General features: G+C 58.9%; 16 protein-coding genes. 7 read left to right on the top strand and 9 right to left on the bottom strand.

Annotated features, from left to right (window positions below; translation table 11 throughout):
* Entirely contained in the window at window positions 1-948 is a 948-nt protein-coding gene (locus ACIP1X_RS01130) for a biotin/lipoyl-binding protein (protein ID WP_400748516.1), read from the top strand.
* 190 nt (window positions 949-1138) lie between these two features.
* On the opposite strand, the gene ACIP1X_RS01125 is transcribed toward ACIP1X_RS01130, so the two are convergent.
* The 7 genes from ACIP1X_RS01125 to ACIP1X_RS01095 form a co-directional block, all read right to left on the bottom strand.
* Window positions 1139-2560, bottom strand: a complete 1422-nt coding sequence (locus ACIP1X_RS01125; protein WP_053119925.1) for an efflux transporter outer membrane subunit — start codon at window positions 2558-2560, stop codon at window positions 1139-1141.
* Window positions 2557-5736, bottom strand: coding sequence for an efflux RND transporter permease subunit (locus ACIP1X_RS01120; RefSeq protein WP_053119927.1), 3180 nt, complete (start codon window positions 5734-5736; stop codon window positions 2557-2559). Before ACIP1X_RS01120 ends, ACIP1X_RS01125 begins: the two co-directional genes overlap by 4 nt.
* A 15-nt stretch (window positions 5737-5751) precedes the next feature.
* On the bottom strand, window positions 5752-7005 hold the full coding sequence (mexE, locus tag ACIP1X_RS01115; RefSeq protein ID WP_053119928.1) for a multidrug efflux RND transporter periplasmic adaptor subunit MexE: 1254 nt from the start codon (window positions 7003-7005) through the stop codon (window positions 5752-5754).
* A gap of 231 nt (window positions 7006-7236) precedes the next feature.
* Complete coding sequence (locus ACIP1X_RS01110) at window positions 7237-9573, bottom strand: TonB-dependent siderophore receptor (protein WP_400748968.1); 2337 nt, start codon at window positions 9571-9573, stop codon at window positions 7237-7239.
* 175 nt (window positions 9574-9748) lie between these two features.
* A complete protein-coding gene (locus tag ACIP1X_RS01105; RefSeq protein WP_400748512.1) occupies window positions 9749-10714 on the bottom strand; it encodes a FecR domain-containing protein in 966 nt (321 codons plus the stop codon).
* Window positions 10711-11232, bottom strand: a complete 522-nt coding sequence (locus tag ACIP1X_RS01100) for a sigma-70 family RNA polymerase sigma factor (protein WP_159811317.1) — start codon at window positions 11230-11232, stop codon at window positions 10711-10713. The genes ACIP1X_RS01105 and ACIP1X_RS01100 overlap by 4 nt, the downstream gene beginning before the upstream one ends.
* A gap of 165 nt (window positions 11233-11397) precedes the next feature.
* Window positions 11398-12312 carry a LysR family transcriptional regulator gene (locus ACIP1X_RS01095; RefSeq protein WP_053119932.1) on the bottom strand — a complete coding sequence of 305 codons (915 nt, stop codon included), beginning with the start codon at window positions 12310-12312 and terminating at the stop codon, window positions 11398-11400.
* A gap of 270 nt (window positions 12313-12582) precedes the next feature.
* Between ACIP1X_RS01095 and ACIP1X_RS01090 the strand changes: the two genes are divergently transcribed.
* From ACIP1X_RS01090 to pgm, 4 genes are all read left to right on the top strand, one after another.
* Window positions 12583-13605, top strand: a complete 1023-nt coding sequence (locus ACIP1X_RS01090; RefSeq protein ID WP_053119934.1) for a zinc-dependent alcohol dehydrogenase family protein — start codon at window positions 12583-12585, stop codon at window positions 13603-13605.
* Window positions 13606-14149: 544 nt separating this feature from the next.
* Entirely contained in the window at window positions 14150-15613 is a 1464-nt protein-coding gene (locus ACIP1X_RS01085; protein WP_400748509.1) for a hypothetical protein, read from the top strand.
* 49 nt (window positions 15614-15662) lie between these two features.
* Complete coding sequence (locus tag ACIP1X_RS01080; protein ID WP_400748506.1) at window positions 15663-17063, top strand: PLP-dependent aminotransferase family protein; 1401 nt, start codon at window positions 15663-15665, stop codon at window positions 17061-17063.
* 105 nt (window positions 17064-17168) lie between these two features.
* Window positions 17169-18815 (top strand): phosphoglucomutase (alpha-D-glucose-1,6-bisphosphate-dependent), encoded by a 1647-nt coding sequence (pgm, locus tag ACIP1X_RS01075; protein ID WP_400748503.1) that lies wholly within the window; start codon window positions 17169-17171, stop codon window positions 18813-18815.
* A gap of 283 nt (window positions 18816-19098) precedes the next feature.
* Here pgm and ACIP1X_RS01070 read toward each other — a convergent pair whose 3' ends face one another.
* On the bottom strand, window positions 19099-19794 hold the full coding sequence (locus tag ACIP1X_RS01070) for a pirin family protein (protein WP_400748500.1): 696 nt from the start codon (window positions 19792-19794) through the stop codon (window positions 19099-19101).
* Between the two features lie 236 nt (window positions 19795-20030).
* Here ACIP1X_RS01070 and ACIP1X_RS01065 point away from each other — a divergent pair, with 236 nt between their 5' ends.
* On the top strand, window positions 20031-22505 hold the full coding sequence (locus tag ACIP1X_RS01065) for a UvrD-helicase domain-containing protein (protein WP_400748497.1): 2475 nt from the start codon (window positions 20031-20033) through the stop codon (window positions 22503-22505).
* A gap of 58 nt (window positions 22506-22563) precedes the next feature.
* Here ACIP1X_RS01065 and ACIP1X_RS01060 read toward each other — a convergent pair whose 3' ends face one another.
* Window positions 22564-22836 (bottom strand): DUF1652 domain-containing protein, encoded by a 273-nt coding sequence (locus tag ACIP1X_RS01060; protein ID WP_053120469.1) that lies wholly within the window; start codon window positions 22834-22836, stop codon window positions 22564-22566.
* 264 nt (window positions 22837-23100) lie between these two features.
* Here ACIP1X_RS01060 and ACIP1X_RS01055 point away from each other — a divergent pair, with 264 nt between their 5' ends.
* A complete protein-coding gene (locus ACIP1X_RS01055; protein ID WP_400748494.1) occupies window positions 23101-23916 on the top strand; it encodes a helix-turn-helix domain-containing protein in 816 nt (271 codons plus the stop codon).
* The last annotated feature ends 40 nt before the right edge of the window (window positions 23917-23956 follow it).

Below are 23956 nucleotides of genomic sequence, written 5' to 3'. Positions count from 1 at the left end.
TTGAAAATGTTGTTGGCAAGAATGATGACCGTGGCGGTGGTGATATTGGCGATCGTTCTCGGCTGGTTCGCCTGGGAGTATTACACCCGCGCGCCGTGGACACGGGATGCCCGGGTGAGGGCGGATGTGGTGACATTGTCGGCCGATGTGTCCGGGCGCATCGTCAGTCTGGCGGTGCAGGACAACCAGCACGTTGATAAAGGCCAATTGCTGATGGAGATCGATCCGGCGCGCTACAAACTGGCGGTGGAACATGCGCGACGTGAGGTCGAGGTGTCCAAAGCCACGCTGGGCCAATCGAAAGCCTCGATTGTTGCCAGTGAGGCGCTGCTCAAACAGCGTCAAAGCGAAGAACGTCGGCGGCGCACGTTGAAACAGGGTTTTGCCATTTCCGGGGAGGAGTGGGAGAAGTCCAGCACCGACGTCGCGGTGGCGCAGGCCGATCTGTTGCGCAATCAGGCCAATCTCGGGCTGGCCGAGGCCAATGTGCAATTGGCTATTGCTGCACTGAGCCAAGCGGAACTGGATTTGCAGCGCACCCGCGTTGAATCCCCGGTCAGCGGTTTCGTCACCAATTTACTGACCCGGCAGGGTGATTACGCCGTGGCCGGTGGCGCGCTGTTGGCGCTGGTCGACAGTGATTCTTTTTACATCAGCGGTTATTTCGAAGAAACCAAACTGCCGAGGATCGAAGAGGGTGACCGGGTCAAAGTGCAGTTGATGAGCGGCGAAACCTTCGGTGGCACGGTGCAGAGCATCGCCTACGCCATCGCCGACCGCGAAAACGCTCCGGGCAGCCGCCTATTGGCCAACATCAACCCGAGTTACACCTGGGTGAAACTCGCGCAACGGGTACCGGTGCGGATTGAGATTGACGCGGATTACGCTGGCAAGAACCGCTTGCGTGCGGGCACAACCGCCACCGTCACGATCCTGGAATCACCCTAACCCCTGTAGGAGCTGCCGAAGGCTGCGATCTTTTGATCTTGCTACTAAAAATCAAAAGATCGCAGCCTTCGGCAGCTCCTACATGAAGTCGGGTCATTCGGCAGGCACAAAAAAACCCCGCGACCGAATGATACGCGGGGCAAAAAATTTGGTTGGTTGCGGCCAACCAAAGGAGCTCTTTAACAATCGATTACTTGCTGGCAACAGTCTCCGGTTGCCAGCCGCCGCCAAGGGCTTTGTAGATCGCGACAATGCCGCGATACAAATCGACTTCGGCCTGCGCCTGGGTGTCTTCAGCGTTCAGACGTTCACGCTGAGCATCAAGCAGCACGAGGAAGTCGGTAGTGCCTTCGCGATAGCGGATCTCGGCGAGGTCAGCAGCCTTGCGGCTCGACTCACTCTGACGAATCAGCGAGATCAGCCGTTGCTGACGTTTGCCGTAATCGCTGAAGGCGTTTTCCGATTCTTCCAGGGCCAGCAGCACTTGCTGCTCGTAAGTCGCCAGTGCGCCTTCGGCTTCGGCATCGGCGCCGCGCAAACGCGCTCGCACGCTGCCAAGGTCGAACGCAGCCCAGGTGATGCTCGGGCCGAGTGCCCAGGCGTTGGCCGCCGAGGAACCGATTTGCGAACCACGCCCGGCCGTCCAGCCAAGGAAACCGCTGAGGCTGACCCGTGGGAACAGATCGGCTTTCGCCACGCCGATGCGCGCTGTGGCCGAAGCCAGGTTGCGTTCTGCGCTGAGAATGTCCGGGCGACGTTGCAGCAGTTCACCCGGATCGCCAATCGGCAAGGCCTTGGCAATCGCCGGCAAGTCTTTCGGACTGAGGTCGACGGTCAGCTTGTCCGGACGCTCACCCAGCAGGGTGGCGATGCGGTTTTTCTGCCGAACCTGTTCGGCCTGCAATTGCGGCACGCTGGCTTCTACCGAAGCCAGACGCGCATCGGCACGTTCGACGTCGAGCTGATCACCAACGCCGGCGTCACGCAGGCTGATGGTGATCTTGCGCGACTCCTGCTGGTTGTTCAGGTTGGCCACGGCGATCTTTTCCCGCAACTGAGCGCCGCGCAGTTGACCGTAAGCGTCGACCAGTTCGGCAATCATGGTGACTTGCAGTTGGTACAGATCGGCTTTGGCGGCCTCTTGATCGGCGTCGCTGGCTTCCAGATTGCGCTGGATGCGCCCGAACAGATCAAGCTCCCAGGCCATGTCCAGACCGAGATCATAGCGTTCGCTGTTGACCCGGTCGGTGGTCTGGCCGGGGATTTGCCCCTTGGCCAGATCACTGCTGACGCGGCTGGTGATGGTCGGCATTGCATCGTTGCTGGCATCGTCGCGGATTGCCCGAGCGGCTTTCCAGCGGGCGAACGCCACGCGCAGTTCACGGTTGCCTTGCAGCGATTGGGTCACCAACTGGTTGAGGGTCGGATCGTCGAATTGCTGCCACCAGATGCCTTCGAATTTCGAACGGTCGAAGTTCTTTTGCCCGGCGGCGCCGTCGGTGACGGCCGTGATGTTGGCCGCCTCCGTGGCTGGGGTCTTGTAGTCGGGGCCGACGGCGCAGGCGCTGAGGGCCAGCACCAGCAGGCTCGGCAGGAAGACTTTCAGACTCATTGTTGCGCCTCCAGTTTGAGGGCCTTGGCCGCTTTGCGGGCTTCACCGCGTTCGACAAAGTTACGGATCAGTACGTAGAACACTGGCGTCAGCAACAGACCGAAGAAGGTCACCCCAAGCATCCCGGAGAACACCGCCACGCCCATGGCATGACGCATCTCGGCACCGGCACCGCTGGAGAACACCAGTGGCACTACACCCATGATGAACGCGAAGGAGGTCATCAGGATCGGCCGCAGACGCAGACGGCAAGCTTCCAGTACTGCGGCGAGCGGGTTGAGGCCTTCTTCCTGTTTATCCTTGGCGAACTCGACGATCAGAATCGCGTTCTTACACGCCAATCCGACCAGTACGATCAAACCGATCTGGGTGAAGATGTTGTTGTCACCGCCCGAGATGATCACGCCGGTGATGGCCGACAGCAGGGTCATCGGTACGATCAGGATCACCGCCAGCGGCAGGCTCCAGCTTTCGTATTGCGCTGCGAGTACGAGGAATGCCAGCAGTACGCAGAGCGGGAACACGAACAGCGCGGTGTTGCCGGACAGAATCTGCTGGTAGGTCAAGTCGGTCCATTCGTAGGTCATGCCGTTCGGAAGTTCTTCCTTGAGCAGTTTCTCGATGGCTTTTTCGGCCTGGCCGGAGCTGTAGCCTGGGGCTGCGGCACCGTTGATTTCAGCGGTGATGAAGCCGTTGTAGTGCATCACGCGATCCGGGCCCGAGGTGTCGCTGACCTTGATGAAGGTCGCCAGCGGGATCATTTCGCCTTTGTTGTTACGCACTTTCAGCTGGCCGATCTGATCGGATTCGAGGCGGAACTGCTGCTCGGCCTGAACGTTGACCTGATAGGTGCGCCCGAAGCGGTTGAAGTCGTTGGCATACAGCGAACCCAGGTAAATCTGCAGGGTGTCGAAGATGTCGCTGACGGCCACGCCGTGGGTCTTGGCTTTTTCACGGTCGATGGCGGCATCGACCTGCGGCACGTTCACGGTGTAGCTGGTGAACAGGCCTGCCAGTTCCGGCACGTTGTGGCTCTTGTTGATGATGTTCATGGTTTCTTTGTACAGCTCGTCGTAGCCCAGGTTGCCCCGGTCTTCGATTTGCAGACGGAAACCACCAATGGTGCCCAGACCTTGTACCGGCGGTGGCGGGAAGATCGCCATGTACGCCTCTTGAATGTTGGCGAACTGGCCGTTCAAGGCACCGGCGATCGCACCGGCGGACATGCTCGCGTCTTTACGTTCGTCGAACGGCTTCAGGGTCACGAAGACGATGCCGGCGTTCGGACTGTTGGTGAAGCCGTTGATCGACAGGCCCGGGAACGCTACAGCGCTTTCCACGCCTGGCTGTTTCAGCGCGAGGTCGGACATGCGTTTGATCACGTCTTCGGTGCGATCCAGGCTCGAAGCGTCCGGCAGTTGCGCGAAAGCCACCAGGTATTGCTTGTCCTGGCCGGGTACGAAACCGGTCGGGGTGCTGGAGAAACCGAAGAAGGTCAACACCATCAGGCCTGCGTACAGCAGAAGGGCGATGCCGCTGCTGCGGATAACCCGGCCCACCGTGCCGACGTAGCCATGGCTGGCCCGGTCAAAGAAGCGGTTGAACGGACGGAACAGCCAGCCACCGAAGATCTTGTCGAGCACTTTCGAGAAGCGGTCTTTCGGTGCGTCGTGGCTTTTCAGCAACACAGCGGCCAGCGCTGGCGACAGGGTCAGCGAGTTGAACGCCGAGATCACGGTCGAGATGGCAATGGTCAGTGCGAACTGCTTGTAGAACTGCCCGGTGAGGCCGGAAATAAACGCCGCCGGAATGAACACCGCACACAGCACCAGCGCCGTGGCAATGATCGGGCCGGTCACTTCACGCATCGCCCGTTTGGTCGCTTCGACCGGCGTCAGGCCGAGTCCGATGTTTCGTTCAACGTTCTCCACCACCACGATGGCGTCGTCGACCACGATACCGATGGCCAGTACCAGACCGAACAGCGACAGCGCGTTCAGCGAGAAGCCAAACAGATGCATCACCGCAAACGTACCGATCAACGATACCGGCACCGCCACCAACGGAATGATCGAGGCGCGCCAGGTTTGCAGGAACAGAATCACCACCAGCACCACGAGGATCAGTGCTTCGAAGAGGGTGTGAACCACCGCTTCGATCGAGCCGCGCACGAAGATCGTCGGGTCATAGACGATGCTGTAGTCCATGCCTTGCGGGAAGCTTTTCTTCAGCTCGTCCATCTTGCCGCGAACTTCGTTCGAGATGTCGATGGCGTTGGAACCAGGGCGCTGGAAGATCGGGATCGCCACGGCCGGCTGGTTGTTCAGCAACGAGCGCAGGGCGTATTGGCTGGAACCCAGTTCGACGCGAGCGATGTCTTTGAGGCGAGTGATTTCACCATTGTCGCCAGCGCGAATGATGATGTTCTCGAACTCTTCCTCAGTGACCAGACGGCCCTGAGTGTTGACCGACAGCTGGAAGCTCTGGGCATTCGGGGCAGGGGGCGCGCCCAATTGACCGGCAGCCACTTGACGGTTCTGTTCACGAATCGCGGTAACCACATCGGTCGCGGTCAGATTGCGCGAAGCGGTTTTGTTCGGATCGAGCCATACACGTAGCGAGTAGTCGCCCATACCGAACAGTTGCACGTCACCGACGCCGTTCAGACGCGCCAGCTCATCCTTGATATTGAGGATCGCGTAGTTCGAAAGATAAAGCATGTCATAGCGTTTGTCCGGCGAGGTCAAGTGCACAACCATGGTCAGGTCGGGCGAGGCCTTGTCGACGGTGATACCGATGCGCGTCACTTCCTCGGGAAGTTTTGGCTCGGTTCGGGTCACCCGGTTTTGCACCTGCACCTGCGCGTTGTCGAGGTCAGTGCCCAGGGCGAAGGTGATGGTCAGGGTGATCTTGCCGTCGGCGGTCGACTGCGAGGACATGTACAGCATGTTCTCGACGCCGGTGATGGCTTGCTCCAATGGAGCCGCCACGGTTTCACCGATGACTTTGGGGTTGGCGCCCGGGAAGTTCGCACGCACCACCACGGTCGGTGGCACGACTTCCGGGTATTCGCTGATCGGCAGCTGGAACAGCGAGATCGCGCCGGCGATCAGGATCAGCAACGACAGCACCGCTGCGAAGATCGGCCGTGAAATGAAGAATTGGGAAAAATTCATCGGAGTTGTCGTCCCTTAACCGCGTGGGGTCGTGGCGGCCAGCTTCACAACCGCACCGGACGCACCCTTGGCAGGGGCGACTTTGGGCAGGTTGCTGGCTTCCAGCGCTTGACGTTGTTGAGCGAGTGCCGCGATGGTCTGTTCGCTGGCCATCGGCACCACTTCCGGGGTGACCGGCGAGCCAGGGCGAACCCGTTGCAGACCCTTGACGATGATCGTGTCGTCCTTGTTCAGGCCGGTGCGGACGATGCGCAGGCCTTCGATTTTCGGGCCGAGTTCGACGGCGCGGTACACGGTGTTGTTGTCCGCATCCATTACCAGCACGAACTTCTTGCCAAGGTCGGTGCCGACGGCTTCGTCGTTGATCAACATCGCGTTGTAGGTGCCGCTGCCGACCAGTTTCAAGCGAGCGTAAAGGCCCGGGGTGTAGGTGCCGTCGCTGTTGTCGAACACTGCGCGACCACGGATGGTGCCGGTTTTCGGGTTGACCTGGTTGTCGACGAAGTTCATCTGACCGAGGTGCGGGTTGCCGTCTTCATTGGATAGGCCCATGTACACCGGGGTGGTCGCGCCGCGCTGACCGTTGCGGGCGAGTTGGGTGTATTTGAGGAACACACGCTCGTCGGCATCGAAGTAGGCGTAAACGCGATCAGTGGAAACCACGCTGGTCAGCGGCGTGGTGTCGGCGGTCACCAGGTTACCGGCGGTGATCTCGGCACGGCTGACGCGGCCAGTGATCGGCGCGGTCACGCGGGTGAAGCTGAGGTTGAGTTTGGCCAGATCCAGTTGCGCTTGCAGGGCACCGACGGCGGCGCGGGCTTCTTGAGCAGCGCTGGTGCGCGAGTCAGCCAGTTCGGCAGAGATCGCGTTGCTGGCACGCAGACGTTCACCACGGCCAGCTTCGTTTTCACTGCGGGTGGCGTTGGCGCGGGATTGGGCGACAAGGGCTTCGAGGCGGCGAACCTCGGCCTGGAACGGACGCGGATCGATCTGGAACAGCAGGTCGCCTTTCTTGACCAGGGCGCCTTCAGTGAAAGCGACTTCGTCGATCTGGCCGGACACCCGTGGACGGATTTCAACGGTTTCCGGTGCTTCGAGGCGGCCGGTAAATTCGTCCCATTCGTTGACCGGTTGTTCGATCACCTTGGCCACGCTGACTTTGGCAGCAGGCTGGGTGGCGGCAGTCTCCGGAGTCTTGCCGCAGGCGCTCATCACCAGGATGGCCAGCATGGCCAACGGGAAGCGCAAATGTTTGAGTGACTGTTCCATGGATGCATCCGCCAATGTATTGAAGACGGGCGGATGATGCTCGGCAGGCTGTGATGGCACGAATCGAATGAAGCAAAGGTAACTATCATTCGGAATGATATAAGACCGCAGCGAGCCCTCTAGCATGCACCTTTCGTTAGGGTGCTATCAATATCCTTAATGAAAGTTTCATGCGAGAGGGCTGCCGGCGCATGGCGCACCCATAAAGAGGGCGCGCCACTTCAGAGCGGATCAGAAGTTGTACTTGAAGCTCGTCATGATATTGCGCGGTGCGCCGTAAACCCCGTACAGACCGGACTGGCTGTAGTACTCGCGATCAAACACGTTGTTCAGATTCACCGAAGCGCTGAGGTTGTGGCTGATGTCGTACTTGGCCATCAGGTTGGTCACCGCGTAGCTGCCCTGGCTGAACGTATGCAGGTCGGCGCCGACTTTGCTCTGCCAATTCACGCCGCCGCCAATCGTGACTTTGTCCAGCGGGCCGTGCAGGCGATAGCTGGTGAAGGTCTTGAAGCTGTTGCGCGGCAGGTTGGTGTTGATGCGCTCGTCGTCGGCATTAGTGGTCACCGAATATGCGTAGCCGGCGGAGGCCTGCCAGCCTTCGGCCAGTTCACCGTTCAGCTCCATCTCGATGCCTTTGGAGGTGGTGTCCTGCTCGGCGCTGTAGACGTTGTCGTGTTGCCAGATCGCCAGGTTGTCCTGCTCCAGTTTGAACACGGCCAGGCTGGAGTTGAGCTTGCCATCGAGGTGCGTGCCCTTGATGCCGATCTCGTAGCCTTTGCCTTCCATCGGGTCGAGCGGTTTGTTGTCTTCGTCGGTGACCCACGAGGCTTGCGGGTTGAAGATCTTGGTGTAGCTGGCGTACAGCGACCAGGTCTCGTTGAGGTCGTAAACGACGCCGGCGTACGGAATGAACACGCCGTTTTCTTCGCGATTGACTTCGGTTTCTTCGCCGCCATACGGGCGATCCGAGGTGTCGCGTTTCCAGTTGATCACGCGGCTGCCGAGAATCAGGCTCAAGTCATCGCTGACGCTGAAACGCGAGGTCAGGTACGCCGCGTATTGGTCTTCGTCGATCGACGATTTGCCGCTGACGGCGAAGTCCGGTTTGGCCGAGTTGCCGTCCCAGGTGAACAGGTTGTCGATAGCGCCCGCCGGCGAGCCGTTGTAGTCATAACGCCAACCGCCCCAGCTCGGCGTGCTTTCTTTGTACTGTGAGAGGGTCATGCCGGTAATCAACTGGTGTTCGCGCCCGAACAGGCTGAATGGGCCGGTGAGGTACACATCGAGGTTGTCCTGACGCGGCGTGCCCGAGAAACGCACCGGCAGTTGCGACAGACCGCTGCCGTCGGTATTCAGCTCACCCATGGCGAAGTTGAACAGTTCGTCGAACTTGTTTTCGGCGTGGGTCAGTTCGATCTTGCCGCTCCAGCCGTTGCCCAGTTGCTGCTCGATGGAGGTGAAGAAACTGGTCTGTTCGTGATCGTTGTACGACCAGTCCGGCGCGGCATTCAACGATCGTTGCAGGTCAGTGCGCTGGCCGGTGCTGAAACGCGTCGGCAGGCCGGAGCGCAGCGGCGAATCAATGTCGCTGCGCAGATAACTGAAGCCCATGGTCAGCAGGGTGTCTTCAGTCAGGTCGAATTCGGTGATGCCGTAGATCAGTTGCGATTGCTGGTTGTAGCGATCGATCCAGGCTTTCTCGGTTTTGTAATCGGCGACAAAGCGTCCGCGCACATTGCCGGTTTCCGTCAGTGGCCCCGACACATCAAATCCGGTGCCGTAGCGATCCCAGTTGCCGGCCTCACCGGTGATGCTGGCCTGCGCTTCGGCAGTCGGGCGCTTGCGGATCAGGTTGATCGTCGCGGACGGGTTGCCCATGCCACTGATCAAACCGGTGGCACCGCGCACGACTTCGATGCGGTCGTACATCGCCATGCTTTGCGAATAGTTGTCGAGGCGCGTGTTGGTGGGAACGCCGTCGACCTCGTAGTTCTGAATCGCGAAACCGCGCGACCAATAGGAATCGCTTTCCGAACCGAGACCGTCGCGCACCACGGTGATGCCCGGCGTGGCTTCGAGGGCATCGGTCAGGTTGGTCAGGCGCTGGTCATCGAGACGCTGACGGGTCATCACCGTCATCGATTGCGGAGTCTCGCGCGGGGTCAGGTTCAGCCGCGTCGAGCTGCTGGAGGAATACGTGGTGTAGAGCCCGGTGCCTTCAGTGGTCGAACCCGGCGCCTTGCCGGAAATCGACACCGCGCCCAGCTCCAGCGCATCACCGGTGCTGGCCTGCAGCGAATAATTGCCGTTGGCGCCGCGACTGGCTTCAAGCCCGGAGCCGGCCAGCAGAATCGCCAGACCTTGGTCGACGTCGTAACGACCTTTAAGGCCGGGCGTGCTGCGCCCCTCGGTCAGCGATGTGGAGTAGGACAACAGGATGTGCGCAGTCTGGCCAAAACGCGTCAACGCCGGTGCGAGCGGGCCAGCGGGGATATCGAAATCTTCTTGCGTTTGCTCGGCGGCGGCCCAGTTCGGCGCGATCAGCAGTGGTGTGGTCACAGTCATGCAAGCGATGCCTTGAACCACGGCGCCGGCCAGTTTCTGTTTGATCGAGAATTGCCAGCCCTGGCGTTTGCGTGCGGTGAGATTCACGAGTTACTTCCCCATTGAATTGAATGTCTGGGGTTTAAGTCTCGCGAGAATCGAAATCAGACCACCCAAATGCGAATATTTTTCAGTATCAGGCGGTGCGCGGTTTCAACGTCACCCAATAGCGAGTGAATTGCTGCACATCGAGCTGCAAAGTGTCGGCGACGGCGAAGATGATTTTCTCGGTGTTGCCGAGGGGGAAGGTGCCGGAAACCCGCAGGTCGGCCAAACGCGGATCGCAGGCCAGATGGCCCTGGCGATAACGGCTCAGGTCTTCGAGGAAGTCGGCCAGACGCTGGCCCTGCGCGACCAGCATGCCCTGACTCCAGGCCGGCGCGGTAAGTGCAATGGCTTGCCTGCTGAAAATCTCCCCGGCGCTGAAACTGATTTGTTCGCCGGCCTTGAGTGCGATGGGCTGATGCGGCAGACGGGAAGGGTTGATCGCCAACGTGCCCTGATAAACGCTGACCTGAGTGAAACCGGCGCGCTGTCTGACGCTGAAGCGCGCGAGTGCGGATTCCAGTCGACCCTGAGCGGTGTCCACCGACAACAATCGGCCATCGGCGCGGGTGACCAGCAGCTCGCCGCGCAGCAATTTGATGCGCCGCGATTCCCGTTCAAAAACCACATTGATTGCACTGTCGGTGTTGAGCTGGATTTGCGTGTTATCGGCCAGCGTAAAGCTCTTTTGCTCGCCAACCTGGCTGTAGTAATCCGCGCGCCAGTCTTGCACCAACGCCGTGTCTTTCATGGCCCACGCACCGGCACCGGCCGCAAACAAAACGCTCAACTGCTTGAGCGCCGAACGCCGTGACAGCGTGGGTCGCAGGGCGGCGTGGGCGAGGGGACGCTGGTCGGGGCTGCGCAGGTCGCGCATGCGTCGCGCGAACACTTCCGCCCGTTGCCAGGCGTGCTCGTGCACCGGGTGCGCCTGACGCCAGCGCATCCACGCCGCGAGCGTCGCTTCGCTGACCTCGGGCTCCTGCAACTCAAGGTGCCAGTGCATGGCCTGCTCGGCGACGTCGCCGGAAATCGCCAAAGTGTCTTCGCGGTTCATGGCAGGTCGAGGCTATCGTCGAGCATGATGCACATCGCCCCGGCCTTGATGATGTAGCGCTTGACCGTGGTGATCGAAACGTCGAGCCGCGCGGCGATTTCACCGTGACTCAAACCGTCCATTTGCGACAGCAGAAACGCCTCGCGCACCGGGCGCTCAAGACCTTCGAGCGCAGCGTCGAGGGCGATCAGGGTTTCCAGCAGAATGGCCTGAGTTTCCAGGCTCGGCGCGACCTGCTCGGGCATCGCTGCCAGTGCTTCAAGGTAGGCGCGTTCGAGTTTTTGTCGGCGGTAGTGATTGCACAGAACACTCTGCGCCACCTTCGCCAGAAAGGTGCGCGGGGCGTGTAGTTCCGGCACTTGTTCCTTGGCCAGCAGGCGCATGAACGTGTCTTGCGCCAGATCCGCCGCACTCTGCGAGCAATTGAGCCGACGCCGTAGCCAGTTCTGTAACCAACCGTGCTGCTGGCGATAGAGCACAGCGACATCGCAGAAACTGGTTTGTGGAGATGGAAGCATCGTAGGAGGGCGCCGGATAAGGATGGTACAAATGATAATCCTTATCATATATATCGGCTGGGTGTGGCGGCAAGAAGTGTGCGTAGGAATTTTCGCAGGAGGGTTTGCGCAAAGAGGCTAACGTCGCTGAGGTGTCAGCGACGACGTCACCATCGACGGTGGGTTCTAGAGGCTGTCCGGATCACCAAAGAACATCTGAATCCGCGACCTCAACCAACGCTCGCCCGGATCATTATCCTGCGACCCACGCCAAGCCATGTGCAGCTCAAACGTGCGCGTCGGCAACGGCGGATCTTCCGCACGAACCCCGCCAGCCGCCGTCAGCGCTTCCGCCGTGTAATCCGGCACGGTCGCGACGATGTCAGTGCCCGCGAGCAACGTGCTGAGCCCGTTGAACTGCGGCACGGCCAGCACCACATGCCGTTTGCGGCCAAGCTTTTCCAGTTCTTCATCAATAAAGCCACTGAGGTCGCCGGCAAACGACACCAGCGCATGCGGGCGCGCGCAGTAATCATCCAGACTCAACGGCCCCGGCACGGTATCGGCGCGCAGCAATTTAGGCGCGCTGCGACGCAAAACCTTGCGTTTGGCGTTGGCCGGCAGGTCGGTGGTGTAGCTGACGCCAATGGAGATCTCGCCGGAAGCCAACAGGCCTGGCATCAATATGTAGTTGACGCGACGAATCACCAAGACGATGCCGGGTGCTTCAGCGCGCAGGCGTTTAAGCAGCATCGGCAGGAGGGCGAACTCGACGTCATCGGATAAACCGATGCGGAACACCGAGGTGCTGGTCGCCGGATCGAATTCTGCCGCGCGGCTGACGGCCGTGGAAATCGAATCGAGGGCAGGCGAGAGCAGGGCGAAGATTTCCACCGCGCGGGCAGACGGCTCCATGCTGCGCCCGGTGCGTACAAATAACGGGTCATCGAACAGGCTACGCAGGCGCGAGAGCGCCGCACTGATCGCCGGTTGACCGAGAAACAGCTTTTCCGCCGCCCGGGTCACGCTGCGTTCGTGCATCAATGTTTCGAATACGATCAACAGGTTCAGGTCGACACGACGCAGGTCATTACGATTCATCTGGAGTCCTGGCAGAGTCATCAAGCTTGACGAGAGCGGCCATATGAGAACAATGGCCGGCATGAATCTTACGGGGAAAGGCTGGTACTCTGCACCGGAAAATTCAGCTTTACCGAGCCGGTGGCAGTGATTTTTTGCTGGATTGTGCCAATGCCGCCCATACTGCGGAATCAATGACAGGCATGTCGACTATTAATAGCCACTGATAGTCTTGGGTTAAAAGCCCAGATAGAGTTCATGGCATTAGAGGTTACTTTGACGAGGTTTGCGATGTCCCGCACGATCCGTTTTCACAAGTTTGGTCCCGCCGAGGTGCTCAAATGCGAAGAGCATGCGGCCGCTCAGCCAGGTCCTGGCGAAGTGCAGGTACGTGTCGAAGCGATCGGCATCAGCTGGTATGACACGCTCTGGCGTCAGAACCTGGCCTCGTCTCAGGCACGTTTGCCTGCAGGTCTCGGTCACGAGATGGCCGGTGTGGTCACCGCCGTCGGTGACGGTGTCGATGACTTGTCGGTAGGCGACAAAGTTGCCAGTTTTCCGGCCGAGAGCGCCAACGATTACCCGGTTTACGGCGAGCAGATCTTGCTGCCGCGTACCGCGCTGACCCGTTATCCAGACGTCCTCAGCCCGATCGAAGCCAGCGTGCATTACACGCCGCTGCTGATTGCCTATTTTGCCTACGCCGATCTGGCGCGGGTCAAACCGGGGCAATTCGCCTTGGTCACTGACGCCAGCCACTGCGCCGGGCCGTCCTTTGTACAACTGGGCAAAGCTTTGGGTGTACGCGTGATTGCCGCGACCAAAACCGCGGAAGAGCGTGAATACCTGCTGTCGCTGGGTGCCGAGAAAGTCATCGTCACCGAGGAAGAAGATCTGCTGATGCGGATCAACAAGATCACCGACAACCGCGGCGTTGACGTAGTGTTCGATGGCCTGGGTGGCCCGCAGATGTCGTTGCTCGGTGACGTTCTCGCCCCGCGTGGCAGCCTGGTGTTGTACGGTCTGCAAGGTGGCAACCAGACACCATTCCCGGCGTGTGCAGCGTTCCAGAAGAACATTCAGTTCTTTGTGCACTGCATCGGCAACTTCACTGGCAAACCGGAGCTGGGCATCACGCAGGATTCCGTGGCGCTGCAACGTGCCTTGCGTGACATCAACCAGTTGACCGCTGATCGTGTGCTGCTGCCGCTCAAGACCCGGGTGTTCCCGTTCGATGAGTTTGTCGAAGCACACCGCTACATGGATGAATGCCCATGTCGCGAACGGGTCGCCCTGCAGGTCGAACCGGCCTGACACTGCTGAACAGAGTCCGTGGCCCCACGGACTCTTTGTGTTTATCCCCCAAAAAGAGACTGCCTGTACGTAATACGTGCGGGCCGGTTCAGCAACTGAACTGGTTTTTGCTCTCGATCTGTATCTTCTAATCGCTATATAAGCCCTGATAATTGAATGATTACTTTCATCTCAAGGAATGAGCCATGGCTGTGCATTCTATTTGCCCTGTGCAATATCAAACGGCTACTTCTGCCGAACGCGTCAATTTTTGTTTAATTGTTGTAGGGCTATTCCTAAGTTGCGTCCTCTTTTCTTGTACTCAATTGGCGTGGGACGTTGTCGGAAGTTTCCTAGGCGATTTTTCATCGAAAAAATCATCAGCGTTTTCAAGGGTTTGATGGCCTGCGGCGCGACTGTGTAGGCTCTTAACGGCTCAAGTGTTTCAAATAACTACCATTGCGTAAGTGTTAGCATTTGAGCGTCTATTACTTATTGATGAATTGTCGTGCGACCGAGCATTCAGTCTGCGCAGCATGAAACTATTGATACCGGGTAAATACCGATGAGCACGATCCATGATCAGGCAATGAATTATGTCTACCAGCAAGTCCTGCAGCGTTTGCTGAGCTTCTTCTCACGCGCAGAACGTACGGCGTTGCAGCTATTGATGCAGCGACTGCTGGTGGCCGCTGGCGGCATGGAAAACATCGGTCATTTCAAGGTGCTGGTCGTCCAGTCGGGCTCGCGGGACAGCTGTTACACGCTGGCGTTGTTGCGGGCTGCGCAGTTGAGCCTTGCCGGTCGTTCTCCGGCGACGTTCCAGTTGCGCGTGGCCAACCTGCGCTGGAACGGCACCAGTCATTCAGCTTTGCAAAACATGCACCGCAGCTACAGCGCACTGTTTCTGTATGACGATCCCAGGGTTGAGCTGTTGATGGTTGATCATCGCGAGGTGCTGCCGTTCGATTATCAGACGCCCGTGAGTGAGGACAGTCGTGAAGCCAGCCGCGTCAATCTGTTGATGGTCGGCCATCGCCGTACTTGGGATGAGCCCCTGGAGCTGTGGGATGACGCCTATCTGGCCACGGCGGAGTTCTATAGCCAGATCGCCCGCTGGAACAATGGCGTCGACGCGATGATTGGTGCTGAAACGCCACGTCGGCAACAGCAGTTTCTCGAAGGGCTCAATCGTGCCGCGCTCAAGGCGGGGATCGGTGGGTTGCCAGCCGAGCACGGCGGTTTTGAAGCGTTATTCTCGTTGCTCGATGGGTTGGGCTCCGACTATTACCGTCATTTCCATGCGGACGGTGATCACGTGCAGTGGCGCCCGGAAGGCAAATTCGAAGCCTGTCGTCGCACCAGTTTTATCGGTATCAACGACATGGTTGTCGGAAAACTTGAAGAGCGCTGGCCTTTGCTCAGTGATTTTCTCGGGTTCCAGGCCGACGATCTTGCGCTGTATCACAGCGACAACGACTACGTTGAGCCACTGCTTGCCGCGCACCTTCAAGGATTGCAGGCAAGCGTGATCGAGGGGCGGACGTACGAGGCCGGCATCAGCGAATATTTGCAGGAAAGCCTGTTGACGATGCGCCTCAAGCAGGTTCCGGAGCCGCTCTGCGAGCAGTTACTCGCCGCATTCGGCAACTTGCTGGATCTTGATCAGCGGCGCATACAGGCCGCCAATCACTTGCAGGCAACGTTCGCGATCAGTGAAACGCAGCTGACGTGCCTGTTGTTTTCACCCTTCATTGCGCAAGGCGCCGGGCTCGAGCGGTTTTTGCGCAAGTGCCACCCGGGAATGCTGGTGGCATTGCCTGATCTGCACCGTGCCATGCAAGGCTCGAGTGCGCCGGAGCAGGTCATGAAGTGGATGACCGACGTCAGCGGATTGCCGGTCAAGCTGATCACCCGTTTGTACGCGATGGGATCAATTCATATGCCTGAATCGATCGCAGCATCAGGCAAGGGTTCTGATTCCATCCAGGCGGGGGGCATTTCGAACGACCGGTCGGCAGAAGGTTGAGCTTGAGCCTTTTGGCTCGGGTTGTGCCAATGCCTATGGACGAAGGCTCATGAAGGTCTTGCGTGAAAATGACTTCGCTTATCAGGCGGTGTATCGATACCTGACGTCGGTTATCAACGAGTCAGACGCCGCTGGCGCAATGCGTTTGCCGTCATTGCGCCAACTGGCGGATCGCTTGAAGGTGTCGATCTCGACCATCCAATATGCGTATTCCTTGCTGGAGAAGGAAGGGCGGGTGTATTCGATAGCCAAATCCGGCTATTACGCAAAGGCGCCGTCGCTGATAGTGCCGTCCGCGAATGGCGGTGATCTGCTTGAGGCCGTCTATGTAAACGCTCGCCGGCCGGGCGTGTGTGTGTTGAGCACCGATGAGCCGGCTTCGCTGCAACCACTGGACAGTCCGTTGCTGATGCTTGAAAGGGAGTTGCTGCGGCAGTATCCGCGCCAGCCGCAATGGGTGCTGCAACCCTGCGGTGAACCGGAGTTGCGCACCGTTTTGGCGGCTCGCTACACCACATCGCCGACACATTGTTGGCACGCCGATGACGTCTACATCGGCGCCGATCTGCGCGCGGTGCTGGAAATACTCATCGCCGTGCTGGAATTGCGCCAGGCCACGGTGCTGGTCGAGTCGCCTTGCGACTGGGTGATCTTGCGGCTGTTGGAAGCGGCCGAGGTGCGGGTCGTCGAGTTACCGTTGCAGATAGACGGAGCGCTGGATCCGCAATTATTGGCGTCGCTACTCAAGACCGAGCCAGTACGGCTGATTGTGCTGTCTTCGGCACTGAACCTGCCGCACGGCAGCGCAGGGCCATCAGCCAATCGGCAATTGATCGCGCAATTGCTCGCGGAGCAGGGCACTTGGGTGCTGGAGAATGACTGTTGCTGCGAGTTGCTGGATGCGCACGATGGTCAGCATCTGCGCGACTGGCTCGATCCTGATCGCTTACTGGTGTTCTCGGCCTTCGACAAGATCATTGGCAGCGAGGCGCCCTACGGTTTTGTCCTTTCGCGTCAGTGGCGCAGCGAATTGCAGCGGCATTTTCTGCTGCGTTCGTTTCGCTTGTCGGCGACTCGGCAAAAAGCCATTGCTCGGCTGTATGCGAGCGGACGCATCGATCAGCACCTGTTGGTGTTAAGGCGCCTGCTTAAGGAGCGCCGAACGCATTTGATTCAGCTGTTGCGTGAGCGGTTGGGCGATGCGGTGGAGATTGTCGAGCCGCAGGGCGGTGCGACGGTGTGGATCCGTTCGGTGCGTTCGGTGAACATGACTGAGGTTTTTCATCACTTGCTCAGGCAACAGATCGTGATTGCCCCCGGCGAGTTGTTCAGCCTGCATCGTCACCATGCGCAGCACTTGCGATTGAGTTCGGTCAGTCATAGCGATCACGACCTGGCCAGCGTCGTCGGGCTTGTCGGTGACGCCTTGCGCCTTGCGCCCACCGAGTAACGTTAGAAAACTTCTGAGAGCGTCGGATACATCCCATCGCACTGCGGTCAAACTGCCAGTAAACTGCGCTGTATTTCCTGAACCACTCGATCTCAGAGGTTTTGCATGACACTCAGTCCTTTTGCGGGCAAACCGGCACCGGCAGAATTGTTGGTCGATATCCCGCGACTGGTAACGGCCTATTACACCGGCCAGCCTGATGCATCGATTTCGACCCAGCGCGTGGCGTTCGGCACGTCCGGGCACCGGGGCAGTTCCTTTGATTTGAGTTTCAATGAATGGCACGTTCTGGCCATCAGCCAGGCAATCTGCCTGTACCGCGAAGCCCAGGGCATCACCGGCCCGCTGTTTGTCGGCATCGACACTCACGCATTGTCGACCCCGGCCGGGGCGAGCGCGCTGGAAGTACTGGCCGCCAACGGCGTGACCGTCATGATCGCCGAAGGTGATGAATACACACCAACGCCGGCGATCTCCCACGCGATTCTTTGCTACAACCGTGGCCGTACCACTGGCCTGGCGGACGGCGTGGTTATTACGCCATCGCACAACCCGCCACAAAGCGGCGGCTACAAATACAACCCAACCAACGGCGGCCCGGCCGATACCCACATCACCAAGTGGATCGAAGCCAAGGCCAACGAGTTGCTGGCGAACAAACTGGCGGGCGTAAATCGCATCAGCTACGAGCAAGCGCTCAAGGCCAGCACCACGCACCGCCATGATTACCTCAACACCTACGTCGCCGACCTGATCAACGTGATCGACTTCGACGCCATTCGTGACGCCAAACTGCGTCTGGGCGTGGATCCGTTGGGCGGAGCAGGGGTGCGCTACTGGTCGGCGATTGCCGAGCACTATCGTCTGGATCTGGAAGTGGTCAACAAAGAGGTCGATGCGACCTTCCGTTTCATGACCGTCGACTGGGATGGTCAGATTCGCATGGATCCATCGTCCAGCCATGCGATGCAAGGTCTGATCGGTCTGAAAGAGCGTTTCGACGTGGCTTTCGCCTGCGATCCGGATCACGACCGCCACGGCATCGTCACGCCGTCCGGTGGTTTGCTGGCGCCGAACAACTACCTCGCCGTGTCCATCGATTACCTGTTCCAGAACCGTCCGCAATGGCGCGCCGATGCTGGCGTGGGTAAAACCGTGGTCAGCAGTGGCTTGATCGATCGCGTGGCCAAGCGTCTGGGTCGTCGTCTGTACGAAGTGCCGGTCGGCTTCAAATGGTTCGCCGACGGTCTGTTCGACGGCTCGCTGGGTTTTGGCGGTGAGGAGAGCGCCGGTGCATCGTTCCTGCGTAAGGATGGCGGCGTTTGGAGCACTGACAAGGACGGTCTGATCCCGGCCCTGTTGGCAGCGGAAATGACTGCCCGTACCGGTCGCGACCCGAGTCAGGCTTACCGTGCATTGACCGATGAACTGGGCGAACCGTTCTCCGTGCGCGTAGACGCCAAGGCGAATCCGGAACAAAAGGCTTTGCTGAGCAAGTTGTCGCCGACGCAAGTGACGTCGACTGAACTGGCGGGCGAGAAGATTCAGAGCATTCTGAGTCATGCGCCGGGCAATGATCAGGCGATCGGTGGTTTGAAAGTGATGACCGAGAACGGCTGGTTCGCGGCGCGTCCGTCGGGCACTGAGGACATCTACAAGATCTACGCTGAAAGCTTTATTGGCGACGACCACCTCAAGCAACTGGTGGCAGAGGCGCAGACGTTGGTGGATGGGGCGATTTCCACGAAATAGTGGCAATCACCACAACGCCTGTTGTGGTGTTTTAGCTATTTAACTGTGGTGCAGCGACTTAACTGGGTGTAGCGATTTAAATGTGGCGAGGGGATTTATCCCCGTTGGGTTGCGAAGCGACCCTCGCTTTTTAAATTGCTGGGGGCTGCTGCGCAGCCCAACGGGGATAAATCCCCTCGCCACAGATAAATCCCCTCACCACTAAGACACTCAGCCACAGGGCCGTATGTCAGATGCAAAAAAGGGGTGACCAAAATGGTCACCCCTTTTTCATGCCTGCCACTTAAGCCAGATCAACCAGCACAATCTCGCTGTCTTCAATCGCCGTGACCGTCAACACTCGCTCTTGCGCAACCGCCACACCGTCCCGCGCTTCTGCCCGCAAGCCATTGACCTCAATCACGCCAGTCGCGGGTACCAGATATGCCCGGCGGCCTTCATCCAGTCGATACTCCGCCGTTTCCCCAGCCTTTATATTCGCTGCTACCAAACGCGCATCGGCGCGAATCCGCAGGCTCTGATCATCGCCGTCCTTACCGCTCGCCAGCGTCACAAAACCTTCGCGCTGGCCTTTCGGGAACGGCTTCGCACCCCACGACGGCGGTGCGCCAGTCTCGGTCGGCAAAATCCAGATCTGAAAGATCTTGGTGTCACGCGCCTCCAGGTTGTATTCGCTGTGCGCAATACCGGTGCCAGCGCTCATCACCTGCACGTCGCCAGCCTCGGTGCGGCCCTTGTTGCCCAGATTGTCCTGGTGGGTAATCGCACCTTCACGCACATAGGTGATGATTTCCATGTCGCGATGCGGGTGCTGCGGGAAGCCTGTGCCAGCGGCGATCACGTCGTCGTTCCACACCCGCAGGTTGCCCCAATTCATGCGTTGCGGATCGTAGTATTCGGCGAACGAAAAATGGTGATGGGCATCCAACCAGCCGTGATGGGCGCCGCCCAGCGAGCTGAAGGGTCTGAGTTCGAGCATGATCGTCTCCTGAAAACGTGGTTTATGACGGCCATCATCCATCAGCCAAACATCGATAAAAAGCGTAAAAACTGCGGCATTACCATCGAATCAGTCGATAGAAAAAAGCGTAAAAATGATTAAGCGCTACCTTCAATTCATCGCCTAAACCAATGACCTGCAAGCATTTCGCTAGAACTCGACGGCAAATGCAGACACCATAGAGTCAACAGCCTCACACCCTGGAGTCCGTCAGCGTGGCGCAACACACCCCCGATCTACCTCCCGAACTTCGTCCTCTGGCCGAGATGCCTTGGTTCAAGCGTTTGGCCGCGCGTTTCTTCGGCCACGGCCTGACCCGTTTACGCGCTCAACACCGCGCGTCGTGGCTGCATGGCCAGGCCGACGGCTTTCGCAGCGGGCACACCGCTGGCGTCGAATACGGTTTTAACGAAGGCAAGCTTGAAGGGTTGGAGGAAGGCCGTCAGGTTCTGCTGATTCGCGACAGCCGCAACACCGAGCATCGACCGCCGAGCATCGACAACCACTTGTTCGATGATTGGCGTTTGCCACTGACCGCCGATCTGAAGAAACGCATCAAAGCCGATGTCGCCCGTCTGCTGCCGGAAAAGGCGCAACCGAGTGCCGCGCAATGGAAAATGATTTTCAGCGAGACGCCGTCCACTTCAGTGGTTGCCGGCGCCGGGGCAGGCAAGTCGACCACGCTGGTGCTGCGCATTCTGCTGCTCACGCACTATCTGGGTTTTGAGCTGGATTCGATGACCGTGGTGACCTTCACCCGAGAGTCGCGCAAAGACTTCATCAATAAGCTGATGGAAATGTTCGCGCTCTGGGGTCAGACTTTGAGCCCGAAACAGGCGCGCGAACTGGTGCGCACCTTTCACTCGCGCATTTTGCCGATGGTGCGCAGCCTGCCGGGGTTCGAACGCCTGCAAGCCTTCGAAAACCTCAGCAATCGCCCGCAGGGTGGCGATGAGGACGTCGACAGCAACCCTTTCGACCTGCGCATCAACGACGCCCAGCGTCAGCAGCTCAATGCCTGTTATCACCGATTGTTTACTCGCGATGAACGTTTTCGCGAATTGATCCAGCCGCTGTCTCGCGCCGCGATGCAGCTTAAAGAGCTGGAACGCGATCACCCGGACGTGCAGAAACGCGTGGCGGTAACCGAGCTGGCGGCCAAGCGCGACGAAGAACTCTGCGACGCCATCGAGGATCTATGGTTTCGCGCGGGCGCCTGGCCCATCAAAGGCATCGAACCGAACCGCCAGACCTTCGACATCAATGGCGCTAAATTCCATGCCCATGGCTACATTCCAAGCCTCGACGCGTGGGTGGTACTGGGCTTTGATCCGCGTGAAAACGCCCAGATCTGTCGGCCAAACGCCAAACTCTCTATCCGCGCAGAATGGGCGGTTAAGCGCACTCTGTTTCAAGCTTTCTGTCGTAAGCCATTGATATGGATAGATTCCTATGAAACATCGAGGCGCGTATTGGCCACGTTGGCCGGTGATGCCAGCGCGGGTCCGGGCTTTGATTACAAGGTCAAAGGCGAACTCGCTTCCGCGCCGCTACTCGATTGTTTCGTCGCCGCCGCAGGCTTTATCGAGAACCTGGGACTGGACGTGCCGGACGCCGTAGGCCGCATGAGTTTCGCCAAGGAAGACCCGGATCGGTTCTTTTTCGAGGCCTTGAGCCTGTTCTGGCGTGCGCTGGAAGATCATCTGCTGGATCAGAAACCGCCGGTGATGACCTACAACCGCATGTTTGCGCTGTTCAGCGAACACTCACCGGAGAACCTCAAGTTGCTCAGCGATGAGCTGCTGCGACCGATGTCGCACCTGATGATCGACGAGTTTCAGGACGTCTCGCCGCAGATCGTCTCGTGGATTCGCGCGAGCCTCACGGAGATTCGCAGCCGAGGCCCGGCCATGCATGTCGGGCGGGGTGCGCAACGCTCGTCGTTGCTGTGTGTGGGTGATGACTGGCAGTCGATTTACGGCTGGCGAGGCAGTTCGCCGAGTTATTTCATGGAATTCAACAAGGAATTCCCGTCGCCGAGCACCACGCGGGTCATGCTCAGCGACAACTATCGCAGCCACCAGCACATCATCGACGCCGCCGAGCACATCGTTCGCGCAGCGCCGGCGATCCCCGGCAAGAAAGCCAAGTCCAGCGGCGAGCCCAAACCACTGCAACCGGTTAATGTGCTGGAGCGCGATGACCAAGGTCTTGGTCAGCGCCTCGCCGAACACTACCGTCAGGGCCATTCGATCTTGATGCTCTATCGAAAAAGCAGCGATAAGTTATTGATAGAGCAGCACATTCAGTCTGTAGTTAATGTGGATTCGAGCTTGCCATACGAAGCTCGGCGCCTTAAACAACTGACCTATCACAGCGCCAAAGGCTTGCAGGCAGATGCGGTATTTTTGCTCGGCGATTGTCAGCACCTGACCAGCTCGCCGTACAAGAATCAGGTTTACCGCATGGCCGGTCTAGGCAAAAGCGGCGACAGCGAGCCTTACGACAGCGCGCAAAAAGACGAAATCCTGCGCCTGGCTTATGTCGGCATCACCCGTGCCGTCAGCCATTGCTATTGGTACGTCGAACCACAGGAAAGCCAAGCGGTGAATATGCCGCGAGCGTCCGAGCGGGTGGCCAAAGGCAAGGCGTTCTTTGTCGATCACCGCGCAGAAAGCCAGACCGCCTGAAACCTTCGCCCACAAAAAAGCCCGCTTAACGGCGGGCTTTTATTTGTTAATCAGAAACTTATGCGTAACTCCTGAGAGATTCAGGCGGTATGAAAGCTTCCAGCTCATCCTCCACCGCTTCAATCATCCGCTCGACATCCGCCGCATTCATCACCGTTGCACACGGGATGCCGGCGATGGCGATCAGGGTTTCGCCGCTGGCGCGATCAAACAGACGCGCGACCATGCTGCCCGGCGCGTCCATCGTGGCCTCGAAACCCATGGGATGAAAATGCCAGCGCATCAGCTGGCAAGCGTTGGGGAACGTGACTTTGCTTGACCCTTTATTCATGTTGTTGCCCGCCTTCATCATCGAGCGTTTCCTTTTGCTCATGGTAGGTGGGAAGAGCCTTCATTGGCTCAACCAGTGTCAGGACTTAAAAGTAGCATCCGGATGTGAATTTTCTGTGAGATTTTTCAGTTCATTTGGCGATTGCGACCGGTTTTTTGATGTGCGTCACGCCAAATGCACTTATCGCCAAATGGCCACTATCGATTGGCCATTGCTGCCCGAGGCGAAGTTGGGCAAGCTCGGTTTCTTTTCGCCGAGCCTTTTATGCACGCCGACGACGACGGCCCAAAACAGACCGAGGCCACGGCCGCCACGGTCATGCGCTATCACCTGAGCTGGAAACACCGCGATCTGGACGCCGTCATGGCGCTGTATCACCCGGACATCGAATACAACGACTTTTTCCAGAACCGCGTGCTCGGCCTCGACGACCTGCGCGAGTACGTGCGTGTCAGCATGCCGCGAGAATCCGACGAAGCGCTCGAGCATTGCGACCGCATTCGCGTCGACGGCAACACCGCGTTCATTCAATACGAAGTGACATTGCGCGGCGGCGACGGTTTGGTGTCGTTCCGCTCCAGTGAAGCGATCACGGTCAAGGACGGACTGATCTGGCGCGTCAACGAATACGCCTCACTGGTGCGTGCGCAGGCAGGCGGTACTTCGGCGTCGAATCAGCGCCCGGCGGTCAGTCGTCTGGGCTTGTCGCCACGGCAACTGAGCTTTATGGCCGAAGATCTGCAGCAATACTTCGAAAAACAGCAACCGTATCTCGATCCCGCACTCGACCTGCAGCGAGTGGCGAAGGAGTGCGGGTACAGCCGCAATCAGATTTCTTACCTGCTCAATCAGGTGTTGGGGCAAAGCTTCTATCGCTACGTAAACCAAGCGCGGTTGCAGCATTTGTTGCGCTCGCTGGATGGCGCCACGCCCCCCGTGCGCATTGATGAATTAGCATTTGCTGCCGGATTCAACTCGGTCTCGGCGTTTTACAGCTGTTTCCGTCAGCACACCGGCCAGTCACCGAAGGCCTACGTCAAACAAATTTCTTTGCGGACACGCGCGCAAGACAACGCTTAAGCCCACGCACTAGGATCGACGCCATCGAAGGTTTTCAGTG

The organism is Pseudomonas sp. NPDC088885 (assembly GCF_044750025.1).
Taxonomy (GTDB): domain Bacteria; phylum Pseudomonadota; class Gammaproteobacteria; order Pseudomonadales; family Pseudomonadaceae; genus Aquipseudomonas; species Aquipseudomonas rustica.
Note: the sequence above shows the minus strand (reverse complement) of the source record. Positions and strands in the feature narration are given on the sequence as shown.

Excerpts from the sequence above, each read along its gene's own strand:
- ACIP1X_RS01125 (WP_053119925.1), bottom strand. The coding sequence starts at position 2,560 with ATGAGTCTGAAAGTCTTCCTGCCGAGCCTGCTGGTGCTGGCCCTCAGC.
- ACIP1X_RS01120 (WP_053119927.1), bottom strand. The coding sequence starts at position 5,736 with ATGAATTTTTCCCAATTCTTCATTTCACGGCCGATCTTCGCAGCGGTG.
- mexE (WP_053119928.1), bottom strand. The coding sequence starts at position 7,005 with ATGGAACAGTCACTCAAACATTTGCGCTTCCCGTTGGCCATGCTGGCC.
- ACIP1X_RS01110 (WP_400748968.1), bottom strand. The coding sequence starts at position 9,573 with ATGACTGTGACCACACCACTGCTGATCGCGCCGAACTGGGCCGCCGCC.
- ACIP1X_RS01105 (WP_400748512.1), bottom strand. The coding sequence starts at position 10,714 with ATGAACCGCGAAGACACTTTGGCGATTTCCGGCGACGTCGCCGAGCAG.
- ACIP1X_RS01100 (WP_159811317.1), bottom strand. The coding sequence starts at position 11,232 with ATGCTTCCATCTCCACAAACCAGTTTCTGCGATGTCGCTGTGCTCTAT.
- ACIP1X_RS01095 (WP_053119932.1), bottom strand. The coding sequence starts at position 12,312 with ATGAATCGTAATGACCTGCGTCGTGTCGACCTGAACCTGTTGATCGTA.
- ACIP1X_RS01090 (WP_053119934.1), top strand. The coding sequence starts at position 12,583 with ATGTCCCGCACGATCCGTTTTCACAAGTTTGGTCCCGCCGAGGTGCTC.
- ACIP1X_RS01085 (WP_400748509.1), top strand. The coding sequence starts at position 14,150 with ATGAGCACGATCCATGATCAGGCAATGAATTATGTCTACCAGCAAGTC.
- ACIP1X_RS01080 (WP_400748506.1), top strand. The coding sequence starts at position 15,663 with ATGAAGGTCTTGCGTGAAAATGACTTCGCTTATCAGGCGGTGTATCGA.
- pgm (WP_400748503.1), top strand. The coding sequence starts at position 17,169 with ATGACACTCAGTCCTTTTGCGGGCAAACCGGCACCGGCAGAATTGTTG.
- ACIP1X_RS01070 (WP_400748500.1), bottom strand. The coding sequence starts at position 19,794 with ATGCTCGAACTCAGACCCTTCAGCTCGCTGGGCGGCGCCCATCACGGC.
- ACIP1X_RS01060 (WP_053120469.1), bottom strand. The coding sequence starts at position 22,836 with ATGAATAAAGGGTCAAGCAAAGTCACGTTCCCCAACGCTTGCCAGCTG.
- ACIP1X_RS01055 (WP_400748494.1), top strand. The coding sequence starts at position 23,101 with ATGCACGCCGACGACGACGGCCCAAAACAGACCGAGGCCACGGCCGCC.